We start from the raw sequence: 11,651 nt of genomic DNA on the forward strand, positions 1-11,651 counted from the left end.
AGTCCCGTCAGCCAACCGTGGCGAAGGGACTTTCCATGCGGGTCGGAGTACTGACCGGAGGCGGCGACTGCCCCGGGCTCAACGCCGTCATCCGGGGCATCGTCCGCAAGGGCGTGCAGGAGTACGGCTATGACTTCACCGGCTTCCGGGACGGCTGGAGGGGTCCGCTGGAAGGCGACTCCGTCCGGCTCGACATTCCCGCCGTTCGAGGCATCCTGCCCCGCGGCGGCACCATCCTCGGCTCCTCGCGCACCAACCCCCTCAAGGCCGAGAACGGCATCCGCCGGATCAAGGAGAACCTCGCCAAGTGCGAGGTCGACGCGTTGATCGCGATCGGCGGCGAGGACACCCTCGGCGTCGCGGCCCGCCTCACCGACGAGTACGGGGTGCCCGTCGTCGGCGTACCGAAGACCATCGACAACGACCTGTCCGCCACCGACTACACCTTCGGCTTCGACACCGCCGTCGGGATCGCGACCGAGGCGATCGACCGGCTGCACACCACCGCCGAATCGCACATGCGGGTGCTGGTGTGCGAGGTGATGGGCCGGCACGCGGGCTGGATCGCGCTCCACTCGGGCCTCGCGGGCGGCGCGAACGTCATCCTCATCCCGGAACAGCGCTTCGACGTCGACCAGGTCTGCGCCTGGGTGACCTCACGCTTCAAGGCCTCGTACGCGCCGATCGTGGTCGTCGCCGAGGGTGCGATGCCCAAGGACGGCGACATGGTCCTGAAGGACGGCACGCTGGACTCCTTCGGGCATGTGCGGCTGTCGGGCGTGGGGGAGTGGCTGTCCAAGGAGATCGAGCGGCGCACGGGCAAGGAGGCGCGGACGACCGTCCTCGGGCATGTCCAGCGAGGTGGCACTCCGAGCGCCTTCGACCGCTGGCTCGCCACCCGGTTCGGGCTGCACGCGATCGAGGCCGTGCGGGACGGGGACTTCGGCAAGATGGTGGCGCTCCAGGGGACCGACATCGTCCGCGTCCCGATCGCGGAGGCGACGGCCCGCCTGAAGACGGTGGATCCCCGTCTGTACGAGGAGGTCGGGGTCTTCTTCGGCTGACGCCTTCCTCGCCCCCGCCGCCCTTACCCGTTCCCGTCACCGACCTCGGGGGCCAGCCCCCGAACCCCCGGTCCTCAAACGCCGGACGGGCTGAAACCTACTCAGCCCGTCCGGCGTTTGAGGACGAGCGCGCAGCGCGATTGCGGGGGCGAGGGGGCGCAGCCCCCATGCGGGACGGGAACGGGTAAGGGCGGCGGGGGCGGGAAACTCCGCGGGTTCGTATATTCGAGGAGGTAAGCGACATAACCCGCCAAACCCCCGGAGGGCCCCGTGGAGATTCTCGCCTTCGGCGTCCAGGCCGATGAGAAGCCCCTCCTCGAAGAGGCCTTCCGGGCAGAGGGGCACCACGAGGCCCGCTGCCTGGACGTCTTCCTCAACGAGGACACCGCCCCCATCGCGGCCGGCTACGAGACCGTCTCCACCAGCGTCAACTGCGAACTGGGCAACCGCGTCCTGCAGACCCTCGCAGCCGGCGGCACCCAGCTGATCGCCCAGCGTTCCACCGGCTTCAACAACATCGACCTCCAGGTCGCCGAGCGGCTGGGAATGACGGTCGCGAGGGTCTCGTACTACTCGCCCCACTCCGTAGCCGAGTTCGCCTGGACCCTCGCCATGGCCGTCAACCGCCGCATCGTCCGCGCCTCCAACCGCACGCGCGACTTCGACTTCCGCCTCGACGGGCTGATGGGCCGCGACATGCACGGCCGCACCGCGGGCATCCTCGGCACCGGCAAGATCGGGGAGGCGTTCACCCGTATCGCCCATGGCTTCGGGATGAACCTCCTCGGCTGGGACGCCGCCGAGAACCCCGCCTGCCTGGAACTGGGCATGAAGTACGTCCCCAAGGAGCGGCTCCTCGTCGAGTCCGACCTCGTCAGCCTGCACGTACCGCTGCTCCCCGCGACACAGCACCTGATCGACGCCGCCGCCCTGCGCACGATGAAGGACGACGCGGTCCTGGTGAACTCCAGCCGCGGCGGCCTCATCGACAGCCGGGCCCTGGTCGCCGAACTGCGCGCGGGCCGCTTCACCGGCGTCGGCCTCGACGTGTACGAGGCCGAGGCCGGGCTCTTCTTCCTCGACAAGTCCCTGGAGGTCGTGGACGACGACACCCTGGCCCGCCTCGTCACGTTCCCGAACGTCGTCGTCACCTCCCACCAGGCGTACTACACCGTGGACGCGGTCGGCCAGATCATCGAGACCACGGTGCGCAACGTCCTCGACTACCGGGCCGGCCGCCGCTCCGAGAACGTGCTGGTGCCCGCCCCCGCCCGCACCTGAACCAGCAGGTCCCGTACGACGTCGGTGCCGCGCAGGGTCAGCACCGACTCGGGGTGGAACTGGACCCCGGCGAAGCCCGGCCCGCGCAGCGCGTGCACCTCGCCCGCCCGGCCGCGGGAGACCTCGACGCCATGGGCCGCCAGCTCCAGCGCGGCCTCGTCGTCGCAGCGCGCCACGAAGCTGTTGTAGAAGCCGACGGTCTCCGTCCGCCCGAACAGGTCGATGTCGCTCTGGGCGCCCTGGTACGGGATCTCCTTGCGCACGGTCTCCAGGCCCAGCTCGGCCGCGATCAGCTCGTGGCCGAGGCAGACGCCCAGGACGCCGTACCGGTGCCCGCGCAGCACCTCAGCGGTGAGGCCGCGCAGAAAGGCCATCTTCGGGTCCGTCATGTCGGACGGGTCGCCCGGGCCGGGGCCCAGCACCAGCGGGCCCTCGTGCGCGAGGACGGCCTCCCGCAGCCCCGCCTCGTCGTACCGCCGCACGGTCACGGCGAGACCGGACGAGCGCAGCAGATGCGCGAGCATCGCCGTGAAGGTGTCCTCCCCGTCCACGACCAGCGTGTGGCCCGCCAGATCGGTGGACGGCTCCTGCATCCGCAGCCAGAACGGCGCCAGCGAGGCCCGCCGCCCGTCGAGCGCGGCCCGCACCCGCGGATCGTCCGCCAGGACCGCCCGCGCCTCGTTCCCGCCCGGCCGGCCGGGACGTACACCGAGGGCGGCCAGTACGCCCGCCACCTTCGCGTGCGTCTCCGCGACCTCGCTCGCCGGGTCCGACCCGCGGACGAGCGTCGCGCCCACCGGCACCCGCAGCCGTCCGCCGCCGTCGATGTCGGCGGTCCGGATGAGAATGGGGGAGTCGAGGGTCTGGGCGCCGCCCGAGTCGCGCCCGACGAGGGCGAGGGCCCCCGCGTAGTAGCCGCGCCCGCCGACCTCGTGCCGCTCGATCACCCGGCACGCGTTCTGCACCGGCGACCCGGTGACGGTCGCGGCGAACATGGTCTCCTTCAGCACCTCGCGCACGTCCAGCGACGACCTGCCCCGCAGCTCGTACTCGGTGTGCGCGAGATGCGCCATCTCCTTGAGCCGCGGCCCGATCACGACCCCGCCCATGTCGCCGACCGCGCACATCATCTTGAGCTCCTCGTCGACGACCATCGAGAGCTCCTCGATCTCCTTGCCGTCGGCCAGGAACTCCAGCAGGTCCTCCGGCGTCGGCCCCGCGGCGGGGTAGCGGTACGTCCCGCTGATCGGGTTCATCACGACGGTCCCGCCGGACATCCGCACATGCACCTCGGGGCTCGCCCCGACCAGCGTCCGCTCTCCCGTGTGCACGACGAACGTCCAGTACGCGCCCCGCTCACCCACCAGCAGCCGCCGGAAGAGCGCCAGCGCGTCGGCCCGGCCGAACCCGGGGATCTCACCCTCGTACGTCCGCCGGATGACGAAGTTCGCGCCCTCGCCCCGTCCGATCTCCTCGCGCAGCACCCGCCCGACGATCTCCGCGTACTCCTCGTCCGCGACGTCGAAGCCGCCGTCCTCGACCCGCACGTCGTGCGCGGGCAGCTCCGCGAGGACCTGCCCCAGGGAGAACTCGTACGACTCCTCCGGCGTGAGCACCGACAGGGGCGTGCCGTCGTCGTGGACGTCGAAGCCGCGTTCGCGGATCTGGCGGTACGGGACCAGGGCGAGGCCCTCGGGGATGTCGGCCAGCCGCTCGTGCTCGGTGACGGGGCCGAGCAGCAGCTCGACGGTGTCGTGATCGTGGCCCGGCGTGCGGCGGCGCAGCAGGGCGAACGGGCGGGGATCGTCCAGCAGATCGAGCAGGTTCATGGGTCCGGGTTCCTTCTCGGCGTCCCCGTGGAGACTCGGCGTCTCTGCGGGGAGAGGTGGAGAGGAACGGTCCCGGTCGCGAAAACACCGAAGGCCGCCCCTCGGGCGGCCTTCGCGAAGTCTTGCGTACGCGCAGTCAGTGGGCCGCCGGGTGAGCGGTCCACCACCAGTTCTGGTTCTGGGTCGGGTGCGCGAACATGCGCCGCACCCTACCCCACACCGCCCCCGTGCCGCCCCCGCGGCGGATCCGTCACACGGTGGCCGGCACGGTGGCCGGTTCGCAGCGCTTCGATCGAGCGCGATCCGTCTCAATTGATGAGCATGTGGCGGGATGCCCGACACGACCCCGTAATGTTGACGCCGTGACCGTGAACGCTAAGTCCAGCGCGAGCGCTGGCAACACCTGGCGAGACCTTCCCGCGGCGCAGCAGCCCGAGTACCCCGATGCCGAGGCTCTGCGCGAAGTGATCGCGGACCTTGAGTCGTATCCGCCGCTCGTCTTCGCCGGCGAGTGCGACCAGCTGCGCGCCCGGTTGGGAGCAGTCGCCAAGGGCGAGGCGTTCCTTCTCCAGGGCGGCGACTGCGCCGAGGCCTTCGACGCCGTGTCCGCCGACCACATCCGCAACAAGCTCAAGACCCTGCTCCAGATGGGTGCCGTCCTCACGTACGCGGCGTCCGTGCCGGTCGTGAAGGTCGGCCGTATCGCCGGCCAGTACTCCAAGCCGCGCTCCAAGAACACCGAGACCCGCGACGGCGTGACCCTGCCGACGTACCGCGGCGACTCGGTCAACGGCTTCGACTTCGACGATAAGTCCCGGGTCCCGGACCCCGAGCGCCTGAAGCGGATGTACAACGCCTCCGCCTCCACGCTCAACCTGGTCCGCGCCTTCACCACCGGCGGTTACGCGGACCTGCGCCAGGTGCACGCCTGGAACCAGGACTTCGTGCGGACCTCGCCGTCCGGTCAGCGCTACGAGCAGCTGGCACGCGAGATCGACCAGGCGCTGCACTTCATGAACGCCTGCGGGGCCGACCCGGAGGAGTTCAAGACCGTCGAGTTCTACGCCTCCCACGAGGCGCTGCTCCTCGACTACGAGTCGGCGCTGACCAGGGTCGACTCCCGCACCGGGCACCTGTACGACGTGTCGGGCCACATGGTGTGGATCGGTGAGCGCACCCGGCAGCTGGACGGCGCGCACATCGAGTTCGCCTCGAAGATCCGCAACCCGATCGGGATCAAGCTGGGCCCGACGACCACGGCCGAGGACGCGCTGCAGTACATCGAGCGGCTCGACCCGGACCGCGAGCCCGGCAGGCTGACCTTCATCGTCCGGATGGGCGCCGACAAGGTCCGCGACAAGCTGCCCGAGCTGGTCGAGAAGGTCACCGCCTCGGGCGCGACCGTCGCCTGGATCACCGACCCGATGCACGGCAACACCTACGAGGCGGCCTCCGGCCACAAGACGCGCCGTTTCGACGACGTGCTCGACGAGGTCAAGGGCTTCTTCGAGGTCCACAAGGGCCTCGGCACCCACCCGGGCGGCATCCACGTCGAACTCACCGGTGACGACGTCACCGAGTGCGTGGGCGGCGGCGACGAGATCTTCGTCGACGATCTGCACCAGCGCTACGAGACGGCCTGCGACCCCCGCCTGAACCGCAGCCAGTCGCTTGACCTGGCCTTCCTGGTGGCGGAGATGTACCGGGACCAGTAGTAGATCAGCAGCCGTTTCGGCTGTTACCGGCGCGTGTACGGCACGCGTATTGGGGCGCGGATCACATACGATCCGCGCCCCATCGCACTTTTGCGGCTCAGACTCGGCGGGTAAGGTTAGGTTAGCCTCACCGATCTTCGGGACGGCACGACCTACGAATCCCGTCGGGAGGTGGAACCGCGTGTTCGTCTGCAACTGCTTCGGAGTGACCGAGGCACAGGTGAAGAAGCACGCGGCGGACGGTGCCTGCACCCCCCGGCAGATCGCGTCCGCCTGCAAGGCGGGCACCGACTGCGGATCCTGCGTCCGGCGCATTCAGGCGCTGCTGGGCCGGGGCGCCCTTCCCGCCCGCGAAGCGGCGGGCCAGGACATCCCCGCACTGGCGGAAACGGGAGCCCGAGCGGGACGCCGGGAAGAACGGCTGGACGAGGCCGCCTAGTCCGGCCGGCCCCGGCTCTCCGGTCCGGCCCGCCCTGCGGCTGCCGCCTTCGGGTGCGGCCCTAGCTCTCCGGCTGCTCGATGAGCTGCGCGATGTAGAGCGCCTCGCCGAGCTTCTCCACCAGCTCAAGCTGGGTGTCCAGATAGTCGATGTGGTGCTCCTCGTCGGCGAGGATCGACTCGAAGATGTTCGCGGACGTGACATCGCCCTTGGCCCGCATCACGTCGATACCGCGCCTGAGCCGGTCGATCGCCTCGACCTCGACCTGGCGGTCCGCCTGGAACATCTCGGTGACCGTCTGTCCGACCCGGACGTGGAAGAGCCGCTGGTAGTTCGGCAGGCCGTCCAGGAAAAGGATGCGGTCGGTGAGCAGCTCCGCGTGCTTCATCTCGTCGAACGACTCGGAGCGCGTGTACTTCGCGAGCTTCGTCCAGCCGAAATTCTCCTGCATCTTCGCGTGCAGGAAGTACTGGTTGATCGCGGTGAGCTCGGCGGTCAGCTGCTCGTTGAGGAATTCGAGAACCTCGGGGTCGCCCTGCATCGCAGAGGCTCCTTCCATGCGGGGGAACTGGCGGGTTGCGCCGCATGATTGCACCGGTGTTGAAGATCGTCCAGTAAGTGCATGCTTAGTAAGTAAGTACAGGCTTAGTCCGACTTGTCGCAGTTGACCGGAGGGGTACGGACCTGGTCATGTCCACCTTCCCCGGTCTGTCAGGATGGAGTCATGGGTCAGCCGGTGGGTCGTGAATCTGGAGAAGCAGGGCAGTCGGAGCTTCCGCCGGGGCAGCGACTGCAGCGGGGCTGGCCGGTCACGCACTACGGACCCGTACCGAAGTTCCGCCCCGAGCGCTGGGAGTTCAGGATCTTCGGGGCCACCGCCGACAGTGAGAAGCACTGCTGGACCCACGACGAGTTCACCGCCCTGCCCTACGCGACGGTCGAGGCCGATCTGCACTGCGTCACGAAGTTCAGCATGATCGGCGCGGAGTGGGGCGGCGTGCCGGCCCGGACGATCCTGGAGATCGCCCCGCCCGCACCGGCCGTCACCCATGTCATGGTCTGGGCGGAGTACGGCTTCAGTTCGAATCTGCGCCTCGACGACTTCGCGTCCGAGCGCTCGATTTTCGCCACCCACAAGGACGGCGAACTGCTCACCGCGGAGCACGGCTTCCCGCTGCGTCTGGTCGTGCCGCATCTGTACGCCTGGAAGGGCCCCAAATGGGTTCGCGGTGTGGAGTACATGACCGCCGACCGCCGCGGCTTCTGGGAGGAGCGCGGCTATCACAACATCGGCGACCCCTGGCGTGAGCAGCGCTACTCCTACCAGGAGGAGCCCGGGGACGGCCCCGAGCTCTGATCCGGGCCGCCTCAGCCGTCCCTGAGCTTCTTCAGCCGTTCCACGTCCGCCGCGTGCCCCTCCTTGCCGCCGGGCGTCTCGATGACCAGCGGTACGCCCTCGGTGGCGGGGTGGGTCATCAGGGCACGGAACGGGTCCTCGCCGATGTGGCCGGCGCCGATGTTCTCGTGACGGTCCTTGTGGGCGCCCGCCACGTCCTTGGAGTCGTTGGCGTGGATGAGCTTCAGGCGGCCCTCGCCGACCGTGTCCACCAGCAGATCGAGGGTCTGGTGCATCCCGCTGGGCCCGGTGAGGTCGTGGCCCGCGGCGAAGATGTGGCACGTGTCCAGGCAGACGCCCAGCTTCGGATGGGCGTCGAGCGCCTCGAAGTACGGTCCGAAGTCCCAGGTCCGCGAGCAGAGCGAGGAGCCCTGGCCGGCGGTCGACTCCAGCAGCAGGAACGGGTCGTCGTCGTGGGTCAGCTCGTCGAGCAGCGGCAGCAGGTACTCGCGCACCTGCCGCAGCGCCACCGAGCGCTCCCGGCCGCCGGTCGCCGAGCCCGTGTGCACGACCACGCCCAGCGCCCCGATCGCCCGCCCCCGGCGCAGTGAGTGCCGCAGCGACTCCACCGACTTCTCCACGGTCGCCTCGGTGTGCGAGCCGAAGTTGATCAGGTAGGGCGCGTGGACGTACGCGGGGATGGACTCCGCGGCGCAGGCGGCGCGGAAGGCCTCGTCCTGGGCCGGGTTCCCGGGCGGTGTCGCCCAGCCGCGCGGGTTGGCGACGAAGACCTGGACGGTCTCGGCGGCCAGCTCGCGCGCGTACGAGAGGCCTACGGAGGCGAGGCCTCCGGCGACGGGGACATGGCTGCCGACGGGGTTGCGGGACTGCTGGATGCTCACCCGCCAAGGGTGTCACGCGGCCCCGGACGCCCGGTCGGCGGCCATGTCCTGACGCGCCTCGCCTGACGTGCCCACCTGACGCGCCTTGCCTGACGCGCTTCGGCTCATGCGCCTCGCCTCGGCCGCCTCGCTCCGGACGCCCGGGGCCGGGCGCCCTGGCCCGGGGCGTCCGGCTTTCAGCCGACCTTGATGGTGATCCTCGATCCCTTGGGCGCCGTCTCGCCGCCCTCCGTCGACTGGCTCTTGACCGTGTCGCCGCCGAAGAGGTCGAGCAGGTCCCGGTCCACATCGACCTCGAAGCCGGCCGCCTCCAGCTCCTCCCGCGCGTCGTCCTCGTTGTCGCCCACGACGTCCGGGACCTCGACCAGCGGCGGGCCCTTGGACACGGTCAGCTTGATGGTGGCACCCCGCGCCACATCCTTGTCGGCGCCGGGCGACTGCCTGGCCACCTGGCCGGCCTCGTAGTCGGAGGTGATCCGCCCGGGGACGACCTCGACCGTCAGACCCGCGTCCTCCAGCTCCTGCCTGGCGTCGTCCACGTCGTCGCCGAGCACGTCGGGCACCTCCACCGGGCTGCCCTTGCTGACGACGAGCGCGATCGCCGAACCGCCGCGGCGCTCGGTGCCCGCCTCCGGCTTCGTGCTGATCACATAGCCCACGGTGACGTCTTCACTGAAGGACTCGGTGACCATGCCCGCCGCGAGCCCCTCCTTCTTCAGCCGATCCTTGGCCTTGTCGAGCTTGAAGCCCGTGAGGTCCGGAACGCGCACGGTGTTCGGGCCCTTGGAGATGGTCAGGGTCACGGAGCCGTTGTCGCGGATCCGGGTGGTGGGCTTCGGGTCGGTGCTGATGACCCGGCCGAGCTTGACCGTGTCGCTGTACGCCTTGGTCGTGCGCACGTCGAGCCCGGCGGCCTCTATGTTCTTCCTGGCCTGCGCCTCCGTCTTGTCAAGGACGGCAGGGACCTCGGTGAACTGGCCGGAGTTGATGTACCAGACCCCCGCGCCGAGGCCGAGGACCAGCAGTACCGCGGCGACGATCGCGAGGACGCCCCGGCGAGGTGTCATGGTGCGCCCGCGCCGCGGGGGCTCGGGCGGCGGGGACGGCAGGAAGCTGGTGCGGTTCAGCTCCGCGTCGTCCTCGTTCACCGGGGGCAGCCGGGGCACCGAGAGCGAGCGCGGGATCACGCTCGTACGGTTGTCGGCGCCGCCCGGGCGGTCCGTGGCGACGGCCCCCGGGGGCACGGCGTCCAGCTGGTCGTCGCTCAGGGCGGCGCGCGCGTCCAGGGTCTGTGCGAGCAGCGCCACCGCGTCGTACGGGCGGACGCCGGGGTTGCGCGCGGTCGCCGAGGTGACCAGCTCGTCGAGTTCGTAGGCCAGGCCGGGCACCAGTGCCGACGCCGGGGGCACGTCCTCGTGGAGGTGCTTGTAGAGCACCGCGGCGGGTGAGCCGCCCGAGTGCGGCCGGTCGCCGGTGAGCATCTCGAAGAGGAGGATGCCGCACGCGTACACGTCCACGCGGGGGTCGGCCGTGCCGTGTTCTATCTGCTCCGGCGCGAGATACGACACCGTGCCCAGGATGGCCCCCGTGGTGTGGGTGACCGTGTCCACGGCTCGTACGAGGCCGAAGTCCGCCACCTTCACCCGGCCGTCGTCCCCTATCAGGACGTTCTCCGGCTTCATGTCGCGGTGCACGAACCCGGCGCGGTGCGCGGCGCCGAGCGCGGCGAGCACCGGCTCCAGGATGTCCAGCGCGGCCCGCGGCTGGAGCGCCCCGCGCTCACGCAGTACGTCGCGAAGGGTGCATCCGGCCACGTACTCCATCGCCAGATAGACGTAGGGGCCGTCGGTGCCCTGGTCGAAGACCTGCACCACGTTCGGATGGGCGAGCCTGGCCACCGACTTGGCCTCGCGGATGAAACGGTCGACGAACGAGGCGTCGGCCGCCAGGGTCGGATGCATCACCTTGAGCGCGAGCACCCGGTCCAGGCGGGTGTCCACGGCCCGGTAGACCGTGGCCATCCCGCCGACCGCGATGCGTGCGTCGACGCGATACCGACCGTCGAGCACATGCCCGACCAAGGGGTCTTGAAGGGTCGTATCCACGCAGGTGAGTGTACGAGCCGCCACTGACGGAGCCGCCCGTGCGGGCGATACCGGGGCGGTACTGAAGCCGAGCTGTGACGGACCTCGCACGCCGACCGGCACGGTACGGCGAACGGATCCGGTGTGGATTCTGTACGGATTCGGACACGCGTTCCGGCCAAAGGTCGGAAAGCGTGAGGAAGCTTTAGAAAGCGGGGCGTTCCGGGTCGAGTCGTGCGATTCCGTCCGACGGGGACGAGGCCTCGGCGAAGTGGCGGCGCGGAATGCGCCCCGCCCGGTACGCGAGCCGTCCGGCCTCGACCGCGTGCCGCATGCCCTCCGCCATGAGAACGGGCTCCTGCGCCCGGGTCACGGCCGAGGCGAGCATCACACCGGCGCACCCCAGCTCCATGGCGAGCGCCGCGTCCGACGCCGTGCCCGCTCCCGCGTCCAGGATCACCGGCACGCGCGCGTGCTCCACGATCAGCTGGAAGTTGTGCGGGTTGCGGATGCCGAGCCCGGACCCGATGGGCGACCCGAGCGGCATGACCGCGGCGCAGCCCACGTCCTCCAGCTTCCGCGCGAGCACCGGGTCGTCGTTCGTGTACGGCAGGACCGTGAAGCCGTCGTCGACGAGGGTCTCGGCGGCGTCGAGCAGCTCGATCGGGTCGGGCAGCAGCGTGCGCTCGTCGGCGATGACCTCCAGCTTGACCACGTCCGTGCCGAGCGCCTCACGCGCGAGGCGGGCCGTCAGGACGGCCTCCCCGGCGGTGAAACAGCCCGCGGTGTTGGGCAGCACGCGGATGCCGAGCCGGTCGAGCACGGACAGGACCGAGCCGTGGGATCCGGGGCTCACGCGCCGCATCGCGACCGTCGTCAGCTCCGTGCCGGACGCGACGAGCGAGCGCTCCAGGACGTCGAGGCTGGGGGCACCGCCGGTGCCCATGATCAGACGGGACGTGAAGGACGTACCGCCGAGGACGAAGGGGTCGTCGGCCATG

11 protein-coding genes are annotated in these 11,651 nt (G+C 70.3%); 5 read left to right on the plus strand and 6 right to left on the minus strand.

The features are described 5' to 3' along the window. Positions 1-35: 35 nt before the first annotated feature. Both OHS59_RS32120 and OHS59_RS32125 read left to right on the plus strand, forming a co-directional pair. Positions 36-1,064: a 6-phosphofructokinase gene (locus tag OHS59_RS32120; protein WP_328496842.1), complete on the plus strand. Its 1,029-nt coding sequence runs from the start codon at positions 36-38 to the stop codon at positions 1,062-1,064. Positions 1,065-1,334: 270 nt separating this feature from the next. Further along, complete coding sequence (locus tag OHS59_RS32125; RefSeq protein WP_328496843.1) at positions 1,335-2,345, plus strand: 2-hydroxyacid dehydrogenase; 1,011 nt, start codon at positions 1,335-1,337, stop codon at positions 2,343-2,345. Here OHS59_RS32125 and OHS59_RS32130 read toward each other — a convergent pair. Continuing rightward, positions 2,288-4,174 carry an anthranilate synthase family protein gene (locus tag OHS59_RS32130; RefSeq protein WP_328496844.1) on the minus strand — a complete coding sequence of 629 codons (1,887 nt, stop codon included), beginning with the start codon at positions 4,172-4,174 and terminating at the stop codon, positions 2,288-2,290. The genes OHS59_RS32125 and OHS59_RS32130 overlap by 58 nt on opposite strands. Positions 4,175-4,310: 136 nt before the next feature. After that, positions 4,311-4,373: a trp operon leader peptide gene (locus OHS59_RS44625; RefSeq protein WP_152776879.1), complete on the minus strand. Its 63-nt coding sequence runs from the start codon at positions 4,371-4,373 to the stop codon at positions 4,311-4,313. 163 nt (positions 4,374-4,536) lie between these two features. Here OHS59_RS44625 and OHS59_RS32135 point away from each other — a divergent pair, with 163 nt between their 5' ends. After that, the gene (locus OHS59_RS32135) at positions 4,537-5,889 is read left to right on the plus strand and encodes a class II 3-deoxy-7-phosphoheptulonate synthase (RefSeq protein ID WP_328496845.1); all 1,353 of its coding nucleotides are present in this window, start codon (positions 4,537-4,539) and stop codon (positions 5,887-5,889) included. Between the two features lie 181 nt (positions 5,890-6,070). Then, positions 6,071-6,328, plus strand: coding sequence for a (2Fe-2S)-binding protein (locus OHS59_RS32140; protein WP_328496846.1), 258 nt, complete (start codon positions 6,071-6,073; stop codon positions 6,326-6,328). 61 nt (positions 6,329-6,389) lie between these two features. Here OHS59_RS32140 and bfr read toward each other — a convergent pair whose 3' ends face one another. Continuing rightward, complete coding sequence (gene bfr / locus OHS59_RS32145) at positions 6,390-6,869, minus strand: bacterioferritin (protein ID WP_107017456.1); 480 nt, start codon at positions 6,867-6,869, stop codon at positions 6,390-6,392. A gap of 183 nt (positions 6,870-7,052) precedes the next feature. Between bfr and OHS59_RS32150 the strand changes: the two genes are divergently transcribed. Next, on the plus strand, positions 7,053-7,685 hold the full coding sequence (locus OHS59_RS32150; RefSeq protein WP_328496847.1) for a sulfite oxidase-like oxidoreductase: 633 nt from the start codon (positions 7,053-7,055) through the stop codon (positions 7,683-7,685). An 11-nt stretch (positions 7,686-7,696) separates the two neighbouring features. Here the strand turns inward: OHS59_RS32150 and OHS59_RS32155 are convergent, their stop codons facing one another. The 3 genes from OHS59_RS32155 to OHS59_RS32165 form a co-directional block, all read right to left on the minus strand. After that, positions 7,697-8,566: a deoxyribonuclease IV gene (locus tag OHS59_RS32155; protein ID WP_328496848.1), complete on the minus strand. Its 870-nt coding sequence runs from the start codon at positions 8,564-8,566 to the stop codon at positions 7,697-7,699. 176 nt (positions 8,567-8,742) lie between these two features. Further along, positions 8,743-10,671, minus strand: coding sequence for a Stk1 family PASTA domain-containing Ser/Thr kinase (pknB, locus tag OHS59_RS32160; RefSeq protein ID WP_328496849.1), 1,929 nt, complete (start codon positions 10,669-10,671; stop codon positions 8,743-8,745). 184 nt (positions 10,672-10,855) lie between these two features. Then, entirely contained in the window at positions 10,856-11,650 is a 795-nt protein-coding gene (locus OHS59_RS32165) for a thiazole synthase (RefSeq protein WP_328496850.1), read from the minus strand. Position 11,651 lies beyond the last annotated feature (1 nt).

The organism is Streptomyces sp. NBC_00414 (assembly GCF_036038375.1).
Lineage (GTDB): Bacteria > Actinomycetota > Actinomycetes > Streptomycetales > Streptomycetaceae > Streptomyces.